The following is a 24,271-nucleotide window of genomic DNA, read 5'->3' on the forward strand; positions in this document are numbered from 1 at the left end:
TTACGGAAGTCATAATATTCTTAAATAGTTTTAAAATGGGCAGAAGAGCATAAGCAAGTTTAAATAAGATAATTTTCGGAAAAATTAATATATTTGTTTTTTTCTGAAAAAGATTTTGGTATAGTATAAGTAGTTACTGATTCGGGTGGTAACGGAAAAAACGTGTCGAACAGACAAGGGGGATAATAATGAAGAAAAAGTTCTCATTACTTGCTTTATTAGCAGCATTAATGCTTGTACTAGCAGCTTGTGGCTTTGGCGGCAGCGATGATAAGTCAGATGGCGATAAATCATCTGGCGGCGACAAATCAGCTGACAAAACATTGAACTTATCAATTACTTCAGAACCACCGTCATTAAATCCGCAAAAAGCAACAGATAGCACTTCTGGTGCCATCGTAAAAAATGTTTTTGAAGGTTTAACGCGTGTGGATAGCGATGGTAAGGTTCAAAATGCAGCAGCGGAAGATGTGAAAGTTAGCGATGATAAATTAACGTATACATTCACACTTCGTGATGCAAAATGGACAAATGGCGACCCAGTAGTAGCAGGCGACTTCGCTTATGCTTGGAAATGGGCATTAGATGCAAAAAATGCATCGGAGTATGCTTCAATCCTATACCCAATTAAAGGCGCTCAAGCTTACAATGAAGGTAAAGGGAAAGTTGAAGATTTAGGTATTAAAGTTGTAGATGATAAAACATTAGAAGTAACACTAGAAAATCCAACACCATACTTCTTAGAATTAACAGCGTTCTATACGTATATGCCAGTAAATGAAAAAGTAGTTTCTGAAAATGATAACTGGTTTGCTGAAGCAGGCGATACGTATGTAACAAATGGTCCATTCACATTAGACGAATGGAAACACAATGATTCAATCACAATGAAGAAAAACGAAGATTACTGGGATAAAGACAATGTAGCTCTATCTACAGTAAACGTAAAAATGATTGAATCTGAAGCAACTGCTAACCGTGAATTCGATAGCGGTAACTTAGATTATTTAGGTGCTCCATATAATGTGGTATCTTTAGACAAAATGAACACATACAAAGACAAAGGTATCTTAAAATCTGAACCTTATGCGGCTGTTTATGAATACAAATTAAACACTAAAGAAGGTCCAACGAAAAATGTTAACATCCGTAAAGCATTAGCGATGTCAATCGATCGTGAAGGCTTAATCAAAAATGTATTAAAAGGTGGTCAAACACCAGCATTAGCTGATGTCCCTGTAGCAATCGAAGGCTACGAAAATGACAACAACTTATTCGAAGGCAACAATACAGACGAAGCGAAAAAATACCTTGAAAAAGGTCTTAAAGAGCTAGGTCTTAAAGATGCGTCTGATTTAAAAATTGGTATTTCAATCAACACTTCTGAAGCACATGCTGCAGTAGCACAGTTCATTCAAGAAGGTTGGAAGAAAAACCTAGGTATCGAAACAACAATCGATAATGCTGAGTGGCAAGTATTTTTAGATAAAGTATCTGCTCTTGATTACCAAGTAGCTCGTATGGGTTGGATTGCTGACTACAACGATGCTTACACATTCTTAGAGCGTTATGATACAGCTAAGAATGGTAACAACGATACTGGCTGGGAAAATAAAGAATACAAAGAGTTAATGGCTAAAGCTGTGAAAGAAACAGATGAAGCAAAACGTACAGAATTCTTAAAAGACGGTCAAAAAATCCTAATGGATGAAATGCCTGTTATTCCAGTTTACTTCTATTCTAGTGAATACGTAGCTCAAGACTATGTGAAGAACATGGGACCAGATAAACTTGGTAACGTAAACTTGAAAGATGTAGATATCGAAAAATAAGATTATGAGTAACACATAATCACACTGACAAAGCTGTTTATAATCATTGATTATGAACAGCTTTTGTTATGGTGAAATTAGACATGAAATTTATGGGTTTGTGGTATAGATTGTCGAAGTAGTGTCGCATCAGCCAATGGGAACCAGTCATTTAAATAAAATGACTGACGTACAACAGAATGGAGGGTTTTTATGCTTAAGTATATTATGAAACGGTTTGTGTATATATTTATCGCGCTGTTTCTCATTATTACAATTACATTCTTCCTCATGCGTTTAGCTCCTGGTAGTCCATTTGCATCCGAGAAAAGCTTCCCACCAGAAATTGAAGCGCAATTAAATGCTGAGTATGGTCTCGATAATCCCTGGTATATTCAATATAAGGATTATTTAGTATCAACAGCACAATTAGATTTTGGTGAATCAATGAAATACAAAGGTCGCTCAACAAACGATATGATTGCGGAAAGTTTCCCAATTTCATTAACACTTGGGATTGAAGCAATGATACTTGCTGTCGGGCTCGGTGTGCTTTTTGGGTCCGTTGCGGCGCTCTATCATAATCGGGGTGTAGACTATGTTGTCACCACCATTGCTGTGCTCGGCATATCTGTACCATCCTTTATCTTGGCTGGACTCTTGCAATATTTCCTCGGCCTCAAATTACAGCTCTTCCCAATCAGTGGTTGGAACGGGTTTATTTACAGTATTTTACCTGCAACAGCGATAGCGGTTACACATATGGGCTTTATCGCGAAACTTGTTCGTTCATCGATGCTTGAGCAAAACAATAGTGAGTATGTGAAGATGGCACGTTCAAAAGGTTTGTCAAAATGGGGCGTATTATTTAAGCACTCATTACGTAATGCATTACTACCCGTTGTCACGTATTTAGCGCCATTATTTGCGGGGGTTATTACAGGTAGTTTCATCGTTGAACAAATTTTTGCTATCCCAGGGCTTGGTAAGTATTTCGTAACGAGTATTACAAACCGTGATTATACCGTTATTATGGGGACGACCGTATTCTATTCGATTATTTTACTCTTAGCAGTATTATTAGTTGATATTTTATACGGCTTTATTGACCCACGTATCAAGCTTAAAGGAGGCAAAAAAGCATGACACAACAAATTCCAAGAGAAAAATTCACCGTTGTAGGCGGAAACCATGCAGCAACTGACCAGCTTGCTGAAAAATCCGTATCATTTTGGAAGGAAGTGCGACTGCGCTTTGGTCATAATAAGCTTGCAATCATTGGCATTATTATTTTAGCGATTGTTGCATTAATGGCAATTTTTGTGCCAATATTTTCACCGTACACATATAGTCAGCAACTAGGTGTCTATAATGGACCACCATCTGCGAAAAATTGGTTCGGTACAGATGACCTTGGGCGGGATGTTTTTACACGTGTGTGGTTTGGCGCGCGTATCTCATTATTTATCGGAATTACAGCAGCTGTCATTGATTTAATTATCGGTGTTTTATGGGGCTCTATTTCAGGACTTGTTGGCGGTCGTGTCGATGATATCATGATGCGTATTGCCGATGTATTAACAGCGGTTCCATATTTATTAGTCGTGATTATTTTATTAGTTGTGTTAAAGCCAGGTTTAGTGCCAATCATTATCGCGCTATCAATTACAGGTTGGGTAAATATGGCTCGTATTGTGCGTGGGGAAGTATTATCAATAAAAAATCAAGAGTATGTTTTAGCGGCACGTACACTCGGAGCTTCGACAGGGCATATTATTTCGAAACATTTAATTCCGAATGCATTAGGGGCCATTTTGGTAACGATGACATTAACAATTCCAAGTGCGATTTTTACGGAAGCATTTTTAAGCTTTTTAGGCTTAGGTGTACCACAACCAATGGCTTCTTGGGGGACGATGGCATCAGATGGTAATAATGCCATTGATACAGCGCCTTGGCGTTTAATTTTCCCAGCTATTTTAATTTCAATAACAATCTTTGCATTTAATGCAGTCGGCGATGGTCTTCGTGATGCGCTCGATCCTAAACTACGAAAATAGAGGTGACGACAATGGGTGAAACGATTTTAGAAGTAAAGAATTTAAAGATTAATTTTAAAACGTATGCGGGCCTTGTCCAAGCCGTACGCGGAGTTGATTTTTCACTTGAAAAAGGGAAGACTCTTGCAATCGTAGGAGAATCGGGCTCAGGAAAATCAGTGACGAGTAATGCGATTATGAAGTTAATACCACAGCCACCAGCAATCTATGCAGAAGGTGAAATTTTATTTGAGGGTAAGGATTTAGTGAAGGCAACAGAGAAGGAAATGACGAAAATTCGTGGGAATGATATTGCAATGATTTTCCAAGATCCGATGACAGCATTAAATCCAACAATGCGTGTCGGAAAACAAATCATGGAAGTAATTTTGAAGCATAAAAAAGTAGCTACAAAAGAAGAAGCAAAAAAACGTGCGATTGAATTATTAGATGAGGTAGGCATTCCATTTCCAGAACAACGGTTTAAACAATATCCACATGAGTTTTCAGGTGGGATGCGTCAGCGTGTAGTAATCGCGATAGCACTTGCAGCAGAACCCAAAATTCTAATTGCAGATGAACCAACAACGGCACTTGATGTAACGATTCAAGCACAAATTTTGGAACTAATGAAGCAAATTCAACGTACGAGTGATACGTCGATTATTTTCATTACCCATGACCTTGGTGTTGTTGCTAATGTAGCCGATACTGTAGCAGTTATGTATGCTGGACAAATTGTTGAATATGGTACCGCAAATGAAATTTTCTACAATCCAAAGCATCCATATACTTGGGGATTACTTGGCTCTATGCCAGACCTTGATAATGATGCAGATGAATTATTACGTACGATTCCCGGATCTCCACCCGATCTAATTCATCCACCAGCAGGGGATGCTTTTGCGGCACGAAATGAATTTGCTCTTCAGATTGACTATGAGCAGCAGCCACCAATGTTCCAAGTAAGTGAGACGCATTTTGCGAAAACATGGTTACTTCATCCAGACGCACCTCATGTACCAGTACCAGAAGCGGTGCGTAAGCGTATTGAAGGGTATTTAGAAAAAAATGATGAAACTAGTATTGAACTTGGAAAGGGCGGTGAATAGTATGGCGGAGAAGATTTTAGAAGTAAAAGATTTGAAGCAGCACTTTGGCACCATTAAAGCAGTTGATGGTATTAGTTTTGATGTATATAAAGGTGAAACACTTGGCCTTGTAGGAGAATCAGGCTCTGGTAAATCTACAACAGGACGCTCAATCATTCGTTTGTATGATATTACAGGCGGTGAAATCAAATTTAATGGACGCAATGTACAGGATAAAATGTCGTCAAAAGAGCTACGTAGTTTTAATAAAGAAATGCAAATGATTTTTCAAGATCCATACGCATCACTTAATCCACGTATGACTGCCGGTGAAATCATTTCAGAAGGCTTTGAAATTCATGGGATGTATAAAAATAAAAAAGAACGTCGTGAGCGTGTAGGGATGCTACTAGAGGCGGTTGGCTTAAACCGAGAGCATGCGAATCGTTATGCGCATGAATTTTCAGGTGGTCAGCGTCAACGTATTGGCATTGCACGCGCGCTTAGTCTTGAACCATCGTTTATTATTGCGGATGAACCGATTTCGGCGCTGGATGTATCGATTCAGGCACAAGTCGTCAATTTATTAAAGCAACTTCAAAAAGAGCGCGATTTAACGTATTTATTTATTGCACATGATTTATCGATGGTTAAATATATTTCAGACCGTATTGCAGTAATGCATCGTGGTAAGCTCGTTGAAATTGGAACATCTGAAGATATTTATAATTATCCAGTGCATCCATATACGAAGTCATTATTATCAGCAATTCCGTTACCTGATCCATTATCAGAGGCAACGCGTAAGCGTATTCCTTATAAGGATGAAGAGCCTGAAGGAGAATTATCTATGCATGAAGTGTTCGAGGGACATTTTGTATATGCCACAGATGAGCAAATTGGTCGTTGGTATACTGGTAAGAAAGTTAAACTACAATAATTTTTTAATGAAGTCAGCATGTGCTTATCACGTGCTGATTTTTTTATGTAGCACAAATAAGTCTATAGACACTTCTCGTTCTGAGAATAAATGAATCGAAAATCAGCATATTCAAATTATAGATATTTATGGTAAAATACTTTTAGAGTTATAATTTTTTAGAAAATTAATTATTTTCTAACAACAAAGGGGATGACAACATGAAGAAACGCTTATTACCTTTATTATTGTTAGTACTTGTTATGAGTATTTTAGCAGCATGTAATTTCGGCGGCGATTCAAAAGAAGATTCTGGTACAAAAGAAAATGGAGAAAAAGCACAAGAATTAAATGTATCCATTATGTCTGAGCCACCATCATTAAATCCACAGATGGCAACAGATGCAACATCAGGAACAGTTATTAAAAACGTATTTGAAGGCTTAACACGCGTTGGTAAAGACGGAAAGCCAGAAAATGCAGCAGCAGAAGATGTACAAGTAAGTGACGATAAACTTACATATACATTTACATTACGTGATACAAAATGGTCAAATGGTGACGCAGTTGTTGCTGAAGACTTTGCTTATGCATGGAAATGGGCATTAGATCCGAAAAACGCTTCAGAGTACGCTTCAATCTTATATGCGATTAAAGGTGCACAAGACTACAATGAAGGTAAAGGGAAAGTTGAAGATGTTGGCATCGAAGTAGTTGATGATAAAACATTAAAAGTAACATTAACAAACCCAACACCTTATTTCTTAGAATTAACAGCATTCTACACATATATGCCAATCAATCATAAAGTTGCTGAAGGGAATGACAAATGGTTCTCTGATGCAGGTAAAGACTTCGTAACAAATGGTGCATTTGAGCTTTCAGAGTGGAAGCATAATGACAAAATTGTTCTAGCTAAAAGCGATAGCTACTGGGATAAAGACAACGTATCATTAGACAACGTAAATATCCAAATGATCGAATCCCAAGCAACAGCAAATCGTATGTTCACAAGTGGTGACATCGATTTCATTGGTGGGGACTTCCAAGCGATTCCACTTGATGCAATTGAAGGCTACAAAAAAGATAAATCATTACAAGTACAAGACTTTGCAGCAGAATACTGGTACAAAGTGAACACAACAGCGAAATACATGGAAAATGTGAATATCCGTAAAGCCTTAGCATTATCAATCAACCGTCAAGGATTAATTGATAACGTATTAAAAGCAGACCAAAAACCAGCGCTAGGCATGGTACCACCAGCAATTCAAAACTATGAAGAAAAAGAATACTTCAAAGATAATGATATTGAAGGTGCGAAAAAAGCTTTAGCTGAAGGAATGAAAGAATTAGGTATTAAAGATGCAAAAGATATTAAAATTGGTATTTCAATCAACACATCTGAAGCACATTCAGCAATTGCACAATATATCCAAGAAGGCTGGCACAAAAATCTAGGTATCGATGTATCAATCGATAACTCAGAATGGCAAGTGTACTTAGATAAATTAAGTGCAAAAGAATATGATCTTGGTCGCCAAGGTTGGATTGCTGACTTTAACGATCCATACACATTCTTAGAAATGTTTACATCTGCAAATAACGGCAATAACGATACAGGCTGGGAAGATGCAGAATATAAAGAGTTAATGGGTAAAATTGTAAAAGAAACAGATACAGACAAACGCTTAGAGTATTTACAACAAGCAGAGGATATTGCGATGAAGCAATTCCCAGTCATTCCTGTTTACTACTACACAACAACCTATGTACAAAAAGATTATGTGAAAAATATGGAACCAAACTTAATGGGCTTCATCGATTTAAAATGGGTTTCAGTAGAAAAATAATGAAGATGAAACAAGAGTTGCATAATGCAGCTCTTGTTTTTTTGTTACGAACAATAATGATCTATTCCTTTGTTATGCAGAGATTCTATTATTCTTTGAAATTTCAGACTTTTAAGCGGAGAATTATGATACGATACAAACATACATAATGCTTAAAGGAGCTGGCTTTAGTGGCAATTAAAACAGTAATTTTTGATTTAGATGATACGCTTTTATGGGATAAAAAAAGTATTGCAGATGCCTTTGCGAAGACTTGTGTACAAGCAGCGCAAAAATATCCTCAAATTGATGGAGCGAAATTAGAAGACTATGTGCGCAGTGCAGCACGTACACTTTATGAAGGCTATGAAACATATGATTATACGGTACAAATCGGAATTAATCCATTTGAAGGTTTATGGGGCCATTTTGATGACCCGACAGAGGATTTTCAAAAGATGAAAGCCATCGTGCCAACATATCGTAGTGATGCATGGACAGCAGGTTTAAAAGAATATGGTATTGATGATAAGGATTTTGGACATGAGCTAGGTGAAAAATTTGTCGAGAATCGTATTGCAAGTCCATGTGTATATGATGAAACATACGCGGTGTTAGATAGTTTAAAAGAAGACTATCAATTAATTCTTTTAACAAATGGGGCACCGAGCCTTCAAAATAAAAAATTAGAAATTACACCAGAGCTTGTACCTTATTTCGATAAAATTATTATTTCTGGTGATTTTGGTATCGGGAAACCAGATGCCTCTATTTTTGAACATGTTTTGACATTTGCAGATGGGAATGCGGAAGAATGTCTTATGGTAGGCGATAACTTAATGACAGATATTCTAGGCTCATCTCGCGTCAATATGCGTAATGTATGGATAAACCGTGAGGATAAGGCACCTAACGATGTTGTCGTACCTACATATGAAATTGATACCTTAACAAAATTAAAACCATTAATCGACTCATTATAATGAACTTATCACCTTTTTTAAACGTTCTAAACGAATAGAAAAGGAGTGGGAGCGATGCCTAACAAATCAAATAAAAAAATGTCTATGGCAGTTATTGCGATGATTTTAACAATTGCGATTGTTTTGTATCGATTATATAGTTAGTGCTACTGAGCATGTCTTACGGAATTATTTCGCAAGACATGCTTTTTTAGCGCATAAAAAAAGACTTAGGAATTTTCCTAAGCCTCTTTTACGTATACTTTATAGTTTGATTTCTTTTGCGTCGAATACGCCTTCTGTTGCGATAACGAAGTCTAAGCTTTCAACTGTGTTGTCAATTGCTAACATCATAATTGCATCGCCACCTTCATCAGCACGACCAACTTGCATTGTTGCAATGTTGACGTTCTGCTCAGCTAATGAAGTACCTACACGACCAATTACACCAGGTTTATCTGTGTGCTTGATGAATAGTAAGTTACCTTCAGGAACAACGTCTACTACATATTGGTCAACTTGTACGATACGAGCACCAAGGCCGTTTAGTAATGTTCCTTTTACAGAATGTTTTTCGTTTTCAGTGATAACTTCAACTGTAATTGAGCTTAAGAATGCACGAGCTTGTGTAGATTTTTGTTCGCTAATTTTGATGCCGTTACGATCAGCAAGGTAGCGAGCGTTTACGTTGTTTACATGGTTACCTAAGTTACGAGTAAGTACACCTTTTACTGTATTATTCGTTAATGGACGCACATCATAGTTTGCGACGTCACCAGAGTAGTAGATGTTGATTTCATTTACAGCTTCTTCTGTTAAGTTCATTGCGAATGCACCGATTTTTTCACCTAATTCAAAGAATGGTTCAACTTTTGCTACAACATCTTTAGGAACTGAAGGCATGTTTACAGGGTTTTGAACTGTACCAACGTTGAAGTAAGATAGAATATCATTACTTACGTCTACTGCTACAGATTCTTGTGCTTCTACTGTAGATGCACCTAAGTGAGGTGTTGCGATAACTTGTGGAAGATCTAATAGGCGGTTACCTACGAATGGTTCTTCCTCCATAACATCTAATGCAGCGCCCGCTACTTTACCAGATTCGATTGCATTATATAGTGCTTCCTCATCGATAATACCACCACGTGCACAGTTGATGATACGAACGCCATCTTTCATGACGTTAAAGATATCTTCGTTAATCATATGACGAGTAGAATCAAGTAATGGTGTGTGAACAGTAATGAAATCTGCTACCTTCGCAACATCTTCTACTGAACCGTAATCTACGCCCGCTTTTTCAGCTTTTTCAGCAGTTAAGAACGGATCGTATGCGATAACGTTCATGCGGTTACCTTTTGCACGGTGTGCCACTTCTTGACCAATACGACCGAAGCCGATAACACCAAGCGTTTTGTTTTTAAGCTCAACGCCGACGAATTTTTTACGATCCCAACGGCCTTCTTTTAGTGTAATGAACGCTTGTGGAATGTGGCGAGCAAGAGCGAAAATCATCGCTGTTGTATGCTCAGCAGCAGAGTTTGTGTTACCATCTGGAGCGTTAACAACGATAATCCCTTTTTCAGTTGCAGCTTCAAGGTCGATGTTGTCCACACCAACGCCAGCGCGTCCGATAAGTTTTAAGTTGTCAGCAGCTTCGATAATGTCACGCGTTACTTTTGTTTGAGAACGTACTAATAATACATCATAGTTAGCAATAATCGCTTTTAATTCTTCTGGTTGAAGGCCAGTTTTAATGTCAATATTTAAATCTAATTCTTTCTCTTGACGTAGTGGGTAAATACCATCTTCGCTTAGTGGGTCACTGATTAAAATGTTAATAGCCATCGTTAATTCTCTCCTTATTGTGTCACAGTTGTTGTAGTTTTTTGTAAGTAAATTTCTTGAGCGGCGCGAGTACCGGCGCCAAGCTCGATTGTTTTTCCAACTTTCGTTAAGGCAATTTCAAATGCACTAATATATTGAAGTACGTCAGCAGGTGAGCAATAGCCCATATGACCAATGCGGAAAATGGTATCGGTCATTTTTTCAAGCCCGCTTGCGACATCGATATTGAAATCTTCTTTCAGCACTTTGCGGAAGGCCTGTGCATCAAAATCTGTAGGGGCAACAGCCGTCACAGAAGGGGATGCATAAGCATCTTCAACAAGTAAGTTCACGTCGAGCGCCTTTAAAGCTGCACGTGTCATGTCACGCATTAACGTGTGACGAGCATATACTTCTTCAACGCCTTCTTCTTCTAATTGATCCAGGACTGCATCAAGACCATGGAAAAGGCCAAGAGCAGGTGTAAAAGGGGTGTTACCTTTTTCGAGGGCATCGCGATGTTTTGTTAGGTCTAAGTAGTAGCCCTTTGTATCATTTTGTTCAATAGCTTTCCAAGCGCGGTCACTTACGGCAATAAATGCTAAACCAGTAGGGAGCATAAAGCCTTTTTGTGAGCCAGTAACGACAATGTCGAGACCCCATTCGTCCATTTTTGTTTCAGCACAAGCAACGGCTGAAACACCATCAGCAATAACGATGATGTCATCATTAATGGCATGGACGGCTTTAGCAAGTTCACCAACAGGGTTTAGAACACCTGTTGACGTTTCACAAAATGTTGAGAACACTGCTTTAATATCAGGATGTTGTTTGATGTGTTCAATTACTTCATCAAGTGGGAACGGTTGGCCCCACTCGGTAGTAAATTCGTCTACATCTAATTCATAGCTTTCGCAAATCTCTGTAAAACGATGGCCAAAAACACCTGTTGAAAGAACAAGTACTTTATCGCCTTTCGTCGTTACATTGACGACAGCAGCTTCAAGACTGGATGTACCGCTACCTGCAATCATTAAAATATCTTGCGATGTCCCAAAAAAACTTTTCAGTCTAGGTTTAATATTTTGAATAATTTGATAAGTTTGCGGCGCATGATGCCCAGCCATTGACTGTGTCATTGCGCGGTTCACACGTGGTGGAACTGGAGTTGGACCTGGAATACGTAACACTTGATAATCTTGTAACATAAACAAAAGCTCCTCTCAAAGTTAAAAATAAAAGCCTTCCATCCCATACAATCGCAGACGTGTGTCTATGACTGTAGGGGCGAAAGGCTAAATTAACAATTTAGTAACGCGGTACCACCCTAATTTTCCTGTTCAAAATAAGAACGAGGCTTTGCTTTATGCGTAACGTGCATGTGACGAATCTTCCTACTTTGGAATTTTCAGAAGATCTACTCGGGAGTGGAACTTATAATTGAAACCGCTGATTTGCACCGACCACCAGCTCGCTGTGAGGCTTTCAAAAATATAAGTATGTCTCTTTCAACGTATTTTTGCGTGATTTGAATTTAACACAATATTAAAGCGATTATTCAGTAATGTCAATATTTATTTCATTATTAATTTTAAAATAACTAGAAAAAGGTAACTAAAAAGATAAAAAACGAACAAATAACGTTTTTATTGTAATTAATGTTCGTCCTTTATGAGAGGACATAAATTAAGCATTTTTATTGAAAACAAAAAACCCAACCTATACAACTATCGAATCTTTTACAATAGAAACTGGTTAAGAAAACTTCATTTTCCTAAAGCGATAAAAGTTTAAATAATTAGAAAATTCTACGGATATTAAAGGAATTTCTCGGTTATGTAGCGAATATAGCAAAAGAAGTGAATGATTATTCATAAAGGAGTGTTAACAATGACATACGAAACAATCTTATGTGAAGTGAATGATAAGGTAGCAGTTGTTACCTTAAACCGTCCACAGGCGATGAATACATTAAATGAACAAATGGCCGTAGATTTAGCTGAATGTTTTGAAGCACTATACAAAGAGAATGTTCAGATTCTCATGCTACAAGGAGCTGAAAAAGTTTTTTCAGCAGGTGGTGATATTAAAGAAATGTTAAAAGGTGCTTCAGTAGGAGCGGATACCGAACAGGTCATGACGTATTTAACGCGTGCGATTAAGGCGTTGTATATGCTTCCAGCGGTGACGGTAGCGGTCGTACACGGTGCAGCAGCAGGTTTTGGTTTAAGTTTGGCGCTTGCTTGTGATTATGTGATTGTTGAGCAAGATGCAAAGTTAGCGATGAATTTTATCGGCATTGGACTTATTCCAGATGGTGGCGGCCATTTCTTTATGAAAGAACGTGTAGGCGCTGTGAAGGCGAAGCAAATGATTTGGGAAGGTCGCGTTATGGACGGTGAAGAGGCCGTTGAATGGGATTTGGCAGATATTGTAGTAGAAAATGGTATGGCAAAAGAAGTAGCGCAGCAGTTTGTTGCGCAACAACTTCAAACACCATTAGTAGCGAAGATTGAAACAAAGCTTTTATTAAACGGTTCGCAAGAAAATAAACTAGACAAATATTTAGCACAGGAAGCGGAAATGCAACCGCGTATGCGTGCAACGAAAGATCATTTAGAAGGAATTCAAGCCTTTGTAGAAAAACGCCAGCCAGTATTTAATGGAGAATAGAAAAAAGGAGGATGCGCAACTGATTCGTGCGCATTCTCCTTTTATTTCGCGTTACACATGAAAAACAATTAATTTTCCTTTATTATTCACTAGACGATGTGTTTTATCTGTCAGTCCTAGTTCTTCAATCTTTTGTGCACCTTGTTCTTTTGCGATATCGTCTGATTCGAATTCCCAATCCTCATCGAATAATGATTCGCCTGTCTTCTCAAATGCTGTAAAACGATATGATGTCATTTTCTCCACCCCTAATTGTTTAAAATTGTAAATGAACTTATATTCATTATACAAAAAAATGGAAAATAATTCATCAAAAAACAATTGGTTTCGGCATTTTTATGTTACTCAATCGGGCAAAATGGTACAATAAATAATGTAAATAAATGAAGTGAAGCCGAATTATTTGGCAAGCTGAAAATGAAGGGGGACGAACTCCACATGAGCGGTATTGCAACGTTAAAAGTAGGAGATTCAGTCGATCAATATCTATTGATTAAACAATCAACAAAAGGTGTCACAACAATGGGGAAACCATTTATGACACTGATTTTACAAGATAAAAGTGGTAGTATTGAGGCCAAACTTTGGGATGCAGGCGAAGAACAAGTACGTCTTTATCCAGCAGGAATTGTTGTACACATTGGTGGGGAAATTCAAGATTACCGTGGTAAATTGCAACTGCGTATTAAACAAATTCGCCCATTACGCCCAGACGAAACAATTGGCGTAGAAGATTTAATTCAATCATCTGAAACACCAAAAGAACAATTATACGAAGAATTTAGTCAATATTTCTTTGAAATTAAAAATCCAAATATTTCACGTATCACACGTCATATCGTACGCAAATTCCAAGAGCAACTAATGACATTCCCTGCAGCTACAAAAAATCACCATGAGTATGCTTCTGGACTTTTAGAGCATGAAACATCAATGCTGCGTCTTGCAAAGTCGATTTGTGATCTATATCCAACATTAAATCGCGATTTATTGTATGCAGGAGTTATTTTACATGATATCGGTAAAGTAATTGAATTATCAGGTCCGATTTCGACAGTTTACACGGCAAAAGGGAACTTACTTGGGCATATTAACATTATGGTATCTGAAATCGAAAAGGCAGCAGCAGAGCTTGAAATCGATGGAGAAGAAGTCATGTTATTAGAACATATGGTACTGTCTCATCATGGTAAAGAAGAATATGGTAGCCCGAAAAAACCAATGCTACAAGAGGCAGAGATGTTATTCTACATCGATAATATCGATGCGAAGATGAATATGCTAAAACGAGCATTAAGTAAAACAGAACCAGGTGAATTTACAGAGCGACTATTTGCGTTAGATAACCGTTCATTCTATAAACCAACTATTTAATACTACGAAAAGAACTGCTTTGGCAGTTCTTTTTTTGTATGCAAAAAAGTCGGCTCTCAATAGAGAACCGACTCTTTCGTTATAAAATTATTTACTTTCAGTAGTTGATGAGCCTAAGAAACTAGCTAATGCGTCTTTTAAATCTTTATCTTCGATTTTAACGTCTGCATCTTTCATCAGTTTTGAAACTTTTTCTTGTAGTTTTGTTTGGTTAGGATCTTCTGCTTTTGCTTTTGCTAATTGAAGAGTCTTTTTGATTTCATCTTTTTTCTCGTCTAAAGTACCATCGACTTTTTTGTCTTTTGTACCTTCAAGTTTGATGATGTGGTAACCATAATCAGATTTTACAGGGTCAGAAATTTCGCCTTTTTTCATTGAGTAAGCAGCATCAGTGAATGCGCCAACCATTTCATCAGGACCGAACCAACCTAGTTCACCGCCGTTAGCGCCAGAACCTGTATCTGTTGAGTTTTTCTTCGCTAATTTAGCAAAATCAGCACCATCATCTAATTGTTTTTTAAGTTTTTTCGCTGTTTTTTCATCAGCTACTAAAATATGGCTTGCTTTTACTTCTTTACCTAGACGATCGTAATATGTTTTAATTTCTTCATCCGAAACTTTTACGCCATCACGTTGAGCCGCTTCTTGTAATAAAGAAAGTTTGGCATAACGTTTAAACGTATCCTCAGTCATACCTTGAGAACTTAAGTAGGTTTTGAAGTCAGTTCCTTGTGCTTCCACTTGTTTCTTTTGGTCTTCAACTTTTTTGTCTACTTCTTTATCAGTAACTTTATATTTATCAGACAATACGTTTTCAAGCATAATTAATTGAAGTGCTTGGCTACCAGCTGATGTTTTCATTTCTTTGTATAATTGTTCGACTGTAACGTCGCCCACTTTAGATGTTGCTACTTTTTCATCCATGCCGCCATTACCACATGCTGCAAGAGTAAGTACAGATGTAGCTAATGTTGCTGCTAAAATACCTTTTTTGATGTTCATAATAATCGTTTTCTCTCCCAACTTTTGCTTCAGAATATATCTACTTTTGTAACTATAACATAAACGTTTTAAAAAAGGAAAAGGTTGCCTATATTATAATTATAAACTGATTTTACTATGACAAAAGTTGGTATAAAATAACATAAAAAAAGAAGCGACTATGTATATCTACATAATTGCTTCTTTTTCTTATACAGCCATCGTCACTTCAATATAGAAAGAAACGAGCAGGATCGTGATTAAAATATTAATCGTTTTGTAGACTTTAGGTTGCTTCTCCTCAGGGATTTCACGTCTTGCACATAAAGTCGCTGTCATTTTATTAATTTGGAATAAATAAAAGACAGAAAATAAAATAACGAATAATACGATCATGTCCATTCCTCCTCTCTCGTACTATTTACTAAGCATATCAAATGCCAGGGCAAAAACACAACATTAACGCAAGGGAATTAAGATTTGAAAACCTTTATCATTTTCTTCGATTAATGCTTTTTTAGGTGCCTTTAGTAAATGTTTCACATATAACAAGTCAATTAAACATAATCCGCTATGAAAAGCGAGTAAAAGTGTGAAATAATGACGGAATGATGGGTACACTAGTGCACCTATAATCAAAATTATATTGATTACGATAAATGGTACGATTAATGATGTGATATAACGAGATTTAAGGACAGGTTCTGTTACGTGCAACTTTAATATTGGTACGATTTTTAAATAATACTTTATATGAAAACGAATATGTTTTTTTTCTTTAATTAGCGGCAAGAAATGTAATAATTTATGCACGGGATAGATCATCAATAATACAATGATGAACAATGGAAACAGTTTATCTGAAACTGGTTCATGGCGAAATACATTTAATGCGATATAAAAAACAGAAAATACAGCGAGCATACTTATGATTGACATCAATAAAATACGATCGTGGCCATAGTGTTTTTGTACATTAATGGTTTTCCAGCAATGCAAGTTACGCATCTCCATTCATTTAAAATTCTCGATACATAACATTAATCTTTTTCATAGGGAAAAGCAAGCTTTTTAACTACTATCAGATAAAAAATGATTTAAAGACAAAATAACCCCTCTATTGTAGTTGCTACAATAGAGGGATTACTTGGAACAATTTATTTAGCCATTCTCAGAGTCTTTGAATGATTTTTCGAAAATATCCATAAAATCGTCGCCATAAATATTACGAATAACAGCCATTAATTCTAGATATTGCGGGAACTTGCCGTACATTTCTTTTAAAGGAAGAGACCCCTCTAATACAGCGTGGTTAGTAGAATTGAAGCTGTCATCGATTTCTTTCAATAACGCTTGACCCTTCTCTGTAATCTCCACATATGTATTTCGTTTGTCATCATCACGTTTTGAGAATGATAGCAAGCCACGTTCTTCTAAATTTTTAGAAAAATTGAACGCAGTCGAAACATGCATTACGCCAAACTTTGCAATATCCGAAATAGAAGCACCTTGTAAATTTGCTGCGATGCTTAGGACATGATGTTCGTTAATATTCAAATCGAATGGTTTAATCCACGCTTGCCAATCTTTTTCGACAGCTTTCCAAAGCGCCTTTGAAAGATGAGCGATGCGTTGAGTATATAACATGGCTTCTTGTGCCGAGTTTATTTCTTCAGACATAGCTATCACCACTTTCGCAATTTTCTTTATATTATAACATTATTTCCCAAAAGTATACAAGCTGGTTTTAATAAAAATACGAATAATTCTAAAAATTTATGGTTCATGACATGTATTGTAATCCACTACATGTCATGAATGTTTTTTATTGCACGTTTTATTGTTTTTTAAATGTTAATCGATTGACTAATTTTTCTACTTCCATCGACATTTCGCTCGCTGCCTGACCTAATTCGTTAGCAGATTGGCTTGCTGCATCAATATTACCTTTTAAACGATTTTGAATTGGTGCAGTGTCTTCTTGGAATTTCTGCACAGAAGTTTTGACATCAGCGACTACATTTGGCAGAGTTGTCTGTACTTCAGACTTAATCATATCTACTGCATCCTTTATACTAGAAAAACGTTGTTGTAGTTCACTACCGACTTCCTGACTAGCTTCTTTTGTCGATTTAAATGATTGGCGGACGTCTTTACCTGATTGGGGCGTTGATAGTAGCATAGCTGTAGCTCCTCCAACGATTCCGACTGCTAGACCTAAAAGTGATGATTTCATATTCATATGTTACGACCCCTTTCAAACATATTATTGCCTTGATTTACTCTATTAAAACATATTATTACAATATAAAGCTATGCTTGGCCATGAAATAAGCGTCGTAGCGCGATTTCAACGCAAAAAAAAGATTTGAAAAAGCTGGGTTTCATTATCGGAGCATAAAAAAGAACCTCATCTTTTAAGATAAAGGTTCTTTTAGAGTACCTACGCGTGAGAGGCAGCAGTATCAAAGTTTGACCGTTTGACTAAGCCTGTGATAATCGGATAGATAATCACAAAAGCTACAATATTAATGACGATTGCTGGTAATACAACAGAAGCAAGTAATGCTGTGAATGGAATCTCTGCACCAACGACTAAGATGGCTGATCCTAAAAAGACACTACCTGAAATAAATGTACCAATACCAACAAGAACAGCAGATACTGCAACTTTTTGTGATACTTTTTTCAGTACGACAATTAATGCAAAGAAAATAAATGCTGTGACGAATTTATCGATAATATTTGGTAAAAAGCCTGCAGGGAATGTAGAAAATAGACCAGATAAAATACCCGTTGTTAAAGCTAGTAAAAAGACATCACGCGTATTTGGGAATAATAGAATGCCGACAAACATCATCGTTAACATAAAGTCCGGTTTCATTCCACCCATAATCCCAGGAATTACTAGATACAATGCGCATCCAACCCCAACCAGTAAAGCCATTAACACTAAATTTTTCGTTTTCATAATCTCATCTCTCCTAAGCTATGCTTGTGTTTGTCTCCTAATATCTCCTATGAGCATTAGCGAAACTTACTATGATTCTACATTTCGAAGCATGTAAAAGCAAGGTTCCAAATCTCAAAAGCGTGAACATTTTGAAAAATAATTTGTCAAAATAAAAACCCCGCATTATGCGAGGTTATGTACAGTTTATAGATTTGCTTTGATTTTTTCAGAAAGCTCAGCTAAAATCGCTGGTGTAAATTCATCTTGTTTTGTATTCCATGTAGCTTTAAAGCCATCTGTTTCATCATAGCGAGGAATGAAATGTAGGTGAAAATGGAAAACACTTTGTCCAGCAGCTTCACCATTATTATTTAATAAGTTCATGCCGACTGGATTGAACGTTTTATTAATAGCATTTGCAATTTTGGGAGCGACAGAGAATAGATGACTTGCAACTTCTTCTGACATTTCAAAAACATTTGCTGCATGTTCTTTTGGAATAAGTAATGTATGGCCTTTTGTTAATGGACCGATATCCATAAAGGCAAATACATGCTCATCCTCATAAATTTTCGTGCTTGGAATATCTCCAGCAATGATTTTACAAAATAGACAATCTGACATGTAAATTCACACCTTTCAATGATTTGTTTCTATTTTACCATATGACAACTGCGTGATAGGATGATTTTTGCTAAACTAATGGCAGGAGTTTGAAAAGTACGACTCGAAATGGAGTGACGATATTAATGACAGTTTTAGAAGTAAAAGATTTAACAGGGGGCTATACGCGTAAGCCGGTCATTCACGGTTTGGATTTTTCGCTAGAACCTGGGGAGCTTGTGGGTTTAATTGGTTTAAATGGAGCGGGGAAAAGTACAACGATTAAACATATTATTGGAATGATGCAGCCGCAAAAAGGTGAAATTCGTATTAACGGGAAAACGATGCAAGAAAATATGGATGTTTATCGTACATCATTTTCATACATTCCAGAAACACCAGTACTATATGACGAATTAACATTACGTGAGCATTTAGAAATGACAGCAATGGCTTATAATATCCCACTTAATATTATGGAAGAACGCGTTGCACCTTTATTAAAAGAATTTCGTATGGAAAAACGTTTGAATTGGTTTCCATCACATTTTTCAAAAGGAATGCGCCAAAAAGTAATGATCATGTGTGCATTTTTAGTCAACCCATCACTTTACATTATTGATGAACCTTTTTTAGGACTTGATCCACTTGCGATTAGTTTACTATTAGAGCAAATGGATGAAAAGAAAAAGGACGGTGCAGCTATTTTAATGTCTACGCACGTTCTTGCAACAGCTGAACAGCACTGTGATAAGATTTTATTAATTCATGAAGGTCGTGTACGTGCATTTGGGACAATGGATGATTTACGCCAATCATTCCATATGCCAAATGCGTCACTCGACGATTTATACATTCAAATGACGAAGGAACAGCTAGATGCGTAATTTAGAAGATGTTTGGCGTAAACGGTCAGCGCATTATACGGAAGAACTTCAAAAGTATATGCGCTATATTTTTACAGGACATATGGCTATTGTCATTGTCTTTTTAATGGGAGCAGGCGGATATCAATATAGTCATTGGCTAGATGCTAACCATGGTAATATAAATACACCATCTCTTGAAATTGCAACGCTTATCGTGGCATTTTTCTTAATGCTTAGTCGACCTGTTACCTTATTAAAAAAACCTGATGAAGTGTATTTATTACCGCTTGAAACAAAGCTCGGTGTCTATTTCAAACATGCACTAAGGTTTACATTTACAACACAGGCTGTTATCGCAGTAATTGTCTATATTGTGATGTGGCCGATGCTGCGACAAGTAACAGAGTTAGAAGTGTCACAAATTGTCGCAGGTCTTATTGTGACGATTGTCTTAAAATGGCTTAATATTCAAGCTGAATTTGCTTATCGCTGGAATAAAGCGGGTGAGCATGTTTGGTTGAATCGTCTTGTACGCTATGTATTAAATGGAGCCGCATTATGGGGTGTTTTGACAGGACTTTATTTAGTGCTGGTTATTGCAGTTGTATTATTTATTGCACTATGGCTTGTAGATAAAAAGAATATCGTGAAGCAACCATTTCCTTACGAACATTTTGTAGCACTTGAAGATAATCGTATGATGGGTATTTATCGTTTTGCGAATTATTTTACGGATGTACCACAAGTGCATGGCAGTATTAAACGTCGCCCATATTTTGACTTCCTATATAATATGGTACCTAAAAAGCATAAAACAACATTTGAATATTATTTATTCCGTAGTGTTATTCGTACGGATGATCACTTTTACTTATGGCTGCGTTTAGTGGTTATTAATGCGCTTATTGTTGCTTTTGTAGACATTACGATTGCAGGAGCGATTATTTCAGCAGCACTTGCATTTGCGGTTGCTATTCAACTGAAGCAGGCGATTGCATCAACGCATGAATTTACGATGAGTATGTTGTATCCATTACCACAAGAGTCACGTCAAAAAGCAGCGGTTAAAATCGTGCGATACTTTATTATTGCGCAGGCAGTTATTGTCTTACTAGCAAGCATTATGCAACCCTATTTTTATGTCTATGCTCTTATCGTTTTAGTTGTTGGTGAAGTGACATTGCGTTTATCAAAATAAAGAAGCTAGGTTAAAGAAATTCCTAGCCGAAAAAGATATGCATAAGAAAAGAAGGAATCGCGTCAATTTGACGTGGTTCCTTCTTTTTATTATGTTTCTTGATATTTCAATACAGCGCCAAGCATTGTTTGTGCGCCTACAATCATTGCTTCTTCATCAAAATCAAATTTACCGTGATGATGTGGGTAAGCAATACCACTTTTTGGCTTTGCACCAGTCAAGAAAAAAACGCCAGGAACTTGCTCTAGATAATATGCAAAGTCTTCGCCGATCATCAACGGCTGAATAAAATGACTATCGATAACAGCAGGCACTGAGTAAGCAAAATCATGTAAGAATTGTGCGCAGCGATCATCATTAATAACCGGTGGATACCCATCAATAATATTAAGTTCATAGGAAGCGCCGGCACTCAGACAAATACCTTGCAAAATACGCGTCATTTCGTCGTAAACTTCTTTTTTAGTTTCATCATCAAATACGCGTACAGTGCCTTTTAAAATGGCTTTTTCTGCAATGATATTATAGGTCTCGCCAGCTTCTATTGCACCGACTGAAAGAACTGCTGGAGATAATGGATTAAGTCGTCTAGAAACGATTTGCTGAAGCTGTTGAATAACCGTAGCGGTCAACGCAATAGCATCAACAGAAGTTTGTGGTGCACCACCATGGCCGCCTTTACCGATTAATGTAATGTTAAAGTTGGAGGCGGCTGCCATAAGTGGACCTTGTGTTGTATAAATATGACCGCTTTCAAAAAGTGACCAGAGATGTGTTCCAAATATAGCATCCACACCATTTAAACAACCTGCTTTAATCATGTCGATAGCACCACCTGGCGGATGTTCTTCTGCGGGCTGGTGAATTAGAACATAGTTACCACTAATCGTTTTTTCATGACGCTTTAAAATACGTGCAATCGTAAGAAGCATTGCAGTGTGCCCATCATGGCCACAAGAATGGCTAACATTGTCTGTTTGGGAACGGTATGGAACCTCTTTTTGGTCATGAATAGGTAGTGCATCAAAATCTGCACGAAGCGCAATTGTTTTACCTGGGTTTGCGCCATTAATTCGTGCAACGATACCATAGCCTCCACCAAAGTTTGATTCGTAGTGGACACCCATGGCATCATATTGTGCGGTAATAAAAGCAGCGGTCTTTGTTTCTTTAAACGACAGTTCGGGGTGCATATGTAAAAAACGTCGTGTTTGGCGCATTTCTTCAAAAGCATCTGAAATTTCTCGATAAAAATCCATAAAATCCCCACTTTCTTTTTGTATATTGAAAAAGCCGACCATATTGGCCAGCTTATTTATTAACGGCGTTCGTCATCCTCATCGGGGAAGTCAACATCGTCAAGATTTGTTGTATACGTTTTTGTAAAGAGTGTTGGTTCAAATGCCTGACTGTTCATATTAATTGTGCCAATTTCCTGATAACTAGCGATGGCATCCTTATAATCATCTGTTAACTTCCATGCTTCAAATGACCCGGCACCTGTCCATTCTGTTAAAACAGCGTAATCTGTATCATTTAAAGGACGTAATAAACGGAATGCAACGAAGCCAGGTTCTTTACCGATGCCATGTTGGCGCCGTTTAAAACGATCTTCAAATACTTGATGTTGTTCTTGCATAATAGATACGTAGATTACTGCAAAAAAGCCGTGTTCTTCAAGCTGACCTTCTGACGCAACAACCTCATATTTTTTGGGTGCTGCGAACTTTGTTTTTTTATCGGTTTCATGAAGCAAAATTGAATTGATTTCATTATGTGCTAAAATCATTTGTTCTTTTTTATACTTTTCTTTAAGCGTTTGCATGAAATCGGCTGTACCAATTGCAATATATAAATTTGTCATGGTTATACCCCTTTATTTAATAGTGTATTTATTATATTACCTTATAACAGAGAGGTGAAACGAAACCGACAAAATTCTGTCACGTTTTAAGAAATTTATATGACAAATTGAGCCGAAAACTATACATCGCGGCATTGAAAGATTATAGTGAACAATGGATACAAACGTCGGATTTTTTATGTAAAATTAGAAATGAGAGAAGGGAAGAAATACAGATATGACAGTTTTTAATGATACTTTATTACGTGCATCTCGTGGTGAGAGCACGGAGCATACCCCTGTTTGGTATATGCGCCAAGCCGGTCGTTCACAACCAGAATACCGCAAAATTAAAGAGAAATACTCACTTGAGGAAATTACACATCAACCTGAACTTTGTGCGTATGTCACACATTTACCCGTACAAAACTACAATGTTGATGCGGCAATTTTATACAAAGACATCGTAACGCCTCTTCCTGGAATGGGCGTTGATGTGAAAATTCAAGCTGGTGTGGGTCCTGTTATTTCAAATCCAATTCGCTCAGCGAAGGATATTGATAATTTACGTGAGTTTCATCCAGAAGAGCATGTGCCCTTCGTATTAGATACGATTAAACTTTTAACAGAAGAACAATTAAATGTACCGTTAATCGGTTTCGCAGGTGCACCATTTACGCTTGCTAGTTATATGATTGAAGGCGGTCCATCAAAGAACTATGCGAAAACAAAATCATTTATGGTATCTGAGCCACAAGCATGGTTTAAACTAATGGATAAATTAGGAGATATGATTGTTACAGACTTGAAAGCACAAATTCAAGCTGGTGCAAAAGCATTCCAAATTTTTGATTCATGGGCAGGCGCATTAAGCCATGAAGATTATGTAATTTTTATTAAGCCTGTTATGACACGAATCTTTAATGAATTAAAAGATGAAGGCGTACCAATGATTATGTTCGGGGTTGGCACAAGCCACCTTGTACTTGATTGGCAGGAGCTACCGCTTGATGTGGTTGGATTAGATTGGCGTTTACCAATTAAGCAAGCACGTCAAATGGGAATCACAAAGCCAGTGCAAGGAAACTTAGATCCAACGCTTCTATTAGCAGATTGGAATGTTCTTGAAGCGCGTACCAAAGTAATTATCGACCAAGGATTAGAAACGCCTGGGCATATTTTCAACTTAGGTCACGGTGTATTCCCATCTGTTGATCCAGATGTATTAAAACGTTTAACAACATTAATCCATGATTATAGCCGCGAACAAATCGCGAAAAAATAATTTTTGAG

At 37.1% G+C, this 24,271-nt stretch carries 24 protein-coding genes and 1 other annotated feature; of the genes, 12 read left to right on the forward strand and 12 right to left on the reverse strand.

Annotation, left to right across the window (positions count from 1 at the left end; translation table 11 throughout):
- Window positions 1-188 precede the first annotated feature (188 nt).
- From KTHG_RS16875 to KTHG_RS16905, 7 genes are all read left to right on the forward strand, one after another.
- Window positions 189-1,832, forward strand: a complete 1,644-nt coding sequence (locus KTHG_RS16875; protein WP_139995449.1) for a peptide ABC transporter substrate-binding protein — start codon at window positions 189-191, stop codon at window positions 1,830-1,832.
- Window positions 1,833-2,024: 192 nt separating this feature from the next.
- Entirely contained in the window at window positions 2,025-2,957 is a 933-nt protein-coding gene (locus KTHG_RS16880) for an ABC transporter permease (RefSeq protein ID WP_126991212.1), read from the forward strand.
- Window positions 2,954-3,871 (forward strand): ABC transporter permease, encoded by a 918-nt coding sequence (locus KTHG_RS16885; RefSeq protein WP_126991213.1) that lies wholly within the window; start codon window positions 2,954-2,956, stop codon window positions 3,869-3,871. Before KTHG_RS16880 ends, KTHG_RS16885 begins: the two co-directional genes overlap by 4 nt.
- Window positions 3,872-3,882: 11 nt before the next feature.
- The gene (locus KTHG_RS16890) at window positions 3,883-4,962 is read left to right on the forward strand and encodes an ABC transporter ATP-binding protein (RefSeq protein WP_139995451.1); all 1,080 of its coding nucleotides are present in this window, start codon (window positions 3,883-3,885) and stop codon (window positions 4,960-4,962) included.
- Between the two features lies 1 nt (window position 4,963).
- A complete protein-coding gene (locus KTHG_RS16895) occupies window positions 4,964-5,881 on the forward strand; it encodes an ABC transporter ATP-binding protein (RefSeq protein WP_126991215.1) in 918 nt (305 codons plus the stop codon).
- Between the two features lie 200 nt (window positions 5,882-6,081).
- Complete coding sequence (locus KTHG_RS16900) at window positions 6,082-7,713, forward strand: peptide ABC transporter substrate-binding protein (RefSeq protein WP_126991216.1); 1,632 nt, start codon at window positions 6,082-6,084, stop codon at window positions 7,711-7,713.
- Window positions 7,714-7,883: 170 nt separating this feature from the next.
- Complete coding sequence (locus KTHG_RS16905) at window positions 7,884-8,675, forward strand: HAD family hydrolase (RefSeq protein WP_126991217.1); 792 nt, start codon at window positions 7,884-7,886, stop codon at window positions 8,673-8,675.
- 243 nt (window positions 8,676-8,918) lie between these two features.
- Here the strand turns inward: KTHG_RS16905 and serA are convergent, their stop codons facing one another.
- Both serA and KTHG_RS16915 read right to left on the reverse strand, forming a co-directional pair.
- Entirely contained in the window at window positions 8,919-10,505 is a 1,587-nt protein-coding gene (gene serA, locus KTHG_RS16910) for a phosphoglycerate dehydrogenase (RefSeq protein ID WP_126991218.1), read from the reverse strand.
- A 14-nt stretch (window positions 10,506-10,519) separates the two neighbouring features.
- Complete coding sequence (locus KTHG_RS16915; protein ID WP_139995453.1) at window positions 10,520-11,692, reverse strand: pyridoxal-phosphate-dependent aminotransferase family protein; 1,173 nt, start codon at window positions 11,690-11,692, stop codon at window positions 10,520-10,522.
- Window positions 11,693-11,764: 72 nt separating this feature from the next.
- Window positions 11,765-12,005: a binding site (T-box leader), on the reverse strand.
- A gap of 369 nt (window positions 12,006-12,374) precedes the next feature.
- On the opposite strand from KTHG_RS16915, the gene KTHG_RS16920 reads away from it, so the two are divergent.
- Window positions 12,375-13,157 carry an enoyl-CoA hydratase gene (locus tag KTHG_RS16920; RefSeq protein WP_139995455.1) on the forward strand — a complete coding sequence of 261 codons (783 nt, stop codon included), beginning with the start codon at window positions 12,375-12,377 and terminating at the stop codon, window positions 13,155-13,157.
- Between the two features lie 51 nt (window positions 13,158-13,208).
- Here KTHG_RS16920 and KTHG_RS16925 read toward each other — a convergent pair whose 3' ends face one another.
- On the reverse strand, window positions 13,209-13,394 hold the full coding sequence (locus KTHG_RS16925; RefSeq protein WP_126991221.1) for a YhzD family protein: 186 nt from the start codon (window positions 13,392-13,394) through the stop codon (window positions 13,209-13,211).
- A gap of 201 nt (window positions 13,395-13,595) precedes the next feature.
- On the opposite strand from KTHG_RS16925, the gene yhaM reads away from it, so the two are divergent.
- Window positions 13,596-14,531 (forward strand): 3'-5' exoribonuclease YhaM, encoded by a 936-nt coding sequence (gene yhaM / locus KTHG_RS16930; RefSeq protein ID WP_126991222.1) that lies wholly within the window; start codon window positions 13,596-13,598, stop codon window positions 14,529-14,531.
- 87 nt (window positions 14,532-14,618) lie between these two features.
- Here yhaM and KTHG_RS16935 read toward each other — a convergent pair whose 3' ends face one another.
- From KTHG_RS16935 to KTHG_RS16965, 7 genes are all read right to left on the reverse strand, one after another.
- Window positions 14,619-15,533 (reverse strand): peptidylprolyl isomerase, encoded by a 915-nt coding sequence (locus KTHG_RS16935; RefSeq protein WP_139995457.1) that lies wholly within the window; start codon window positions 15,531-15,533, stop codon window positions 14,619-14,621.
- A 189-nt stretch (window positions 15,534-15,722) separates the two neighbouring features.
- A complete protein-coding gene (locus KTHG_RS16940; RefSeq protein WP_029500876.1) occupies window positions 15,723-15,908 on the reverse strand; it encodes a hypothetical protein in 186 nt (61 codons plus the stop codon).
- A gap of 63 nt (window positions 15,909-15,971) precedes the next feature.
- Complete coding sequence (locus tag KTHG_RS16945) at window positions 15,972-16,511, reverse strand: DUF3267 domain-containing protein (RefSeq protein WP_126991224.1); 540 nt, start codon at window positions 16,509-16,511, stop codon at window positions 15,972-15,974.
- A 162-nt stretch (window positions 16,512-16,673) separates the two neighbouring features.
- Window positions 16,674-17,192, reverse strand: coding sequence for an HTH-type transcriptional regulator Hpr (locus tag KTHG_RS16950; RefSeq protein WP_186439678.1), 519 nt, complete (start codon window positions 17,190-17,192; stop codon window positions 16,674-16,676).
- A 157-nt stretch (window positions 17,193-17,349) separates the two neighbouring features.
- Window positions 17,350-17,754 (reverse strand): YtxH domain-containing protein, encoded by a 405-nt coding sequence (locus KTHG_RS16955; protein ID WP_126991225.1) that lies wholly within the window; start codon window positions 17,752-17,754, stop codon window positions 17,350-17,352.
- A gap of 201 nt (window positions 17,755-17,955) precedes the next feature.
- Complete coding sequence (locus tag KTHG_RS16960; RefSeq protein ID WP_139995459.1) at window positions 17,956-18,483, reverse strand: tryptophan transporter; 528 nt, start codon at window positions 18,481-18,483, stop codon at window positions 17,956-17,958.
- 186 nt (window positions 18,484-18,669) lie between these two features.
- Window positions 18,670-19,089 carry an HIT family protein gene (locus KTHG_RS16965; RefSeq protein WP_126991227.1) on the reverse strand — a complete coding sequence of 140 codons (420 nt, stop codon included), beginning with the start codon at window positions 19,087-19,089 and terminating at the stop codon, window positions 18,670-18,672.
- A 125-nt stretch (window positions 19,090-19,214) separates the two neighbouring features.
- On the opposite strand from KTHG_RS16965, the gene KTHG_RS16970 reads away from it, so the two are divergent.
- Both KTHG_RS16970 and KTHG_RS16975 read left to right on the forward strand, forming a co-directional pair.
- On the forward strand, window positions 19,215-19,955 hold the full coding sequence (locus KTHG_RS16970; protein ID WP_139995461.1) for an ABC transporter ATP-binding protein: 741 nt from the start codon (window positions 19,215-19,217) through the stop codon (window positions 19,953-19,955).
- Window positions 19,948-21,135 carry an ABC transporter permease gene (locus KTHG_RS16975; protein ID WP_139995463.1) on the forward strand — a complete coding sequence of 396 codons (1,188 nt, stop codon included), beginning with the start codon at window positions 19,948-19,950 and terminating at the stop codon, window positions 21,133-21,135. Before KTHG_RS16970 ends, KTHG_RS16975 begins: the two co-directional genes overlap by 8 nt.
- A gap of 89 nt (window positions 21,136-21,224) precedes the next feature.
- Here KTHG_RS16975 and KTHG_RS16980 read toward each other — a convergent pair whose 3' ends face one another.
- Together KTHG_RS16980 and KTHG_RS16985 are read right to left on the reverse strand one after the other, a co-directional pair.
- The gene (locus KTHG_RS16980; RefSeq protein ID WP_139995465.1) at window positions 21,225-22,394 is read right to left on the reverse strand and encodes a M20 metallopeptidase family protein; all 1,170 of its coding nucleotides are present in this window, start codon (window positions 22,392-22,394) and stop codon (window positions 21,225-21,227) included.
- Window positions 22,395-22,453: 59 nt separating this feature from the next.
- On the reverse strand, window positions 22,454-22,999 hold the full coding sequence (locus KTHG_RS16985) for an antibiotic biosynthesis monooxygenase family protein (RefSeq protein WP_139995467.1): 546 nt from the start codon (window positions 22,997-22,999) through the stop codon (window positions 22,454-22,456).
- A gap of 217 nt (window positions 23,000-23,216) precedes the next feature.
- Here KTHG_RS16985 and hemE point away from each other — a divergent pair, with 217 nt between their 5' ends.
- Window positions 23,217-24,263, forward strand: coding sequence for a uroporphyrinogen decarboxylase (gene hemE, locus KTHG_RS16990; RefSeq protein ID WP_139995469.1), 1,047 nt, complete (start codon window positions 23,217-23,219; stop codon window positions 24,261-24,263).
- Window positions 24,264-24,271: the final 8 nt, after the last annotated feature.

It is taken from the genome of Kurthia sp. Dielmo, from assembly GCF_000307285.2.
Classification (GTDB): Bacteria; Bacillota; Bacilli; order Bacillales_A; family Planococcaceae; genus Kurthia; species Kurthia populi.

Coding starts and splice junctions, on each gene's coding strand:
- KTHG_RS16875 (WP_139995449.1), top strand. CDS start 189: ATGAAGAAAAAGTTCTCATTACTTGCTTTATTAGCAGCATTAATGCTT.
- KTHG_RS16935 (WP_139995457.1), bottom strand. CDS start 15,533: ATGAACATCAAAAAAGGTATTTTAGCAGCAACATTAGCTACATCTGTA.
- KTHG_RS16925 (WP_126991221.1), bottom strand. CDS start 13,394: ATGACATCATATCGTTTTACAGCATTTGAGAAGACAGGCGAATCATTA.
- KTHG_RS16940 (WP_029500876.1), bottom strand. CDS start 15,908: ATGATCGTATTATTCGTTATTTTATTTTCTGTCTTTTATTTATTCCAA.
- yhaM (WP_126991222.1), top strand. CDS start 13,596: ATGAGCGGTATTGCAACGTTAAAAGTAGGAGATTCAGTCGATCAATAT.
- KTHG_RS16885 (WP_126991213.1), top strand. CDS start 2,954: ATGACACAACAAATTCCAAGAGAAAAATTCACCGTTGTAGGCGGAAAC.
- KTHG_RS16980 (WP_139995465.1), bottom strand. CDS start 22,394: ATGGATTTTTATCGAGAAATTTCAGATGCTTTTGAAGAAATGCGCCAA.
- KTHG_RS16950 (WP_186439678.1), bottom strand. CDS start 17,192: ATGTCTGAAGAAATAAACTCGGCACAAGAAGCCATGTTATATACTCAA.
- KTHG_RS16960 (WP_139995459.1), bottom strand. CDS start 18,483: ATGAAAACGAAAAATTTAGTGTTAATGGCTTTACTGGTTGGGGTTGGA.
- KTHG_RS16965 (WP_126991227.1), bottom strand. CDS start 19,089: ATGTCAGATTGTCTATTTTGTAAAATCATTGCTGGAGATATTCCAAGC.
- KTHG_RS16880 (WP_126991212.1), top strand. CDS start 2,025: ATGCTTAAGTATATTATGAAACGGTTTGTGTATATATTTATCGCGCTG.
- KTHG_RS16920 (WP_139995455.1), top strand. CDS start 12,375: ATGACATACGAAACAATCTTATGTGAAGTGAATGATAAGGTAGCAGTT.
- KTHG_RS16895 (WP_126991215.1), top strand. CDS start 4,964: ATGGCGGAGAAGATTTTAGAAGTAAAAGATTTGAAGCAGCACTTTGGC.
- KTHG_RS16900 (WP_126991216.1), top strand. CDS start 6,082: ATGAAGAAACGCTTATTACCTTTATTATTGTTAGTACTTGTTATGAGT.
- KTHG_RS16915 (WP_139995453.1), bottom strand. CDS start 11,692: ATGTTACAAGATTATCAAGTGTTACGTATTCCAGGTCCAACTCCAGTT.
- KTHG_RS16955 (WP_126991225.1), bottom strand. CDS start 17,754: ATGAATATGAAATCATCACTTTTAGGTCTAGCAGTCGGAATCGTTGGA.
- serA (WP_126991218.1), bottom strand. CDS start 10,505: ATGGCTATTAACATTTTAATCAGTGACCCACTAAGCGAAGATGGTATT.
- KTHG_RS16985 (WP_139995467.1), bottom strand. CDS start 22,999: ATGACAAATTTATATATTGCAATTGGTACAGCCGATTTCATGCAAACG.
- KTHG_RS16975 (WP_139995463.1), top strand. CDS start 19,948: ATGCGTAATTTAGAAGATGTTTGGCGTAAACGGTCAGCGCATTATACG.
- KTHG_RS16970 (WP_139995461.1), top strand. CDS start 19,215: ATGACAGTTTTAGAAGTAAAAGATTTAACAGGGGGCTATACGCGTAAG.
- hemE (WP_139995469.1), top strand. CDS start 23,217: ATGACAGTTTTTAATGATACTTTATTACGTGCATCTCGTGGTGAGAGC.
- KTHG_RS16890 (WP_139995451.1), top strand. CDS start 3,883: ATGGGTGAAACGATTTTAGAAGTAAAGAATTTAAAGATTAATTTTAAA.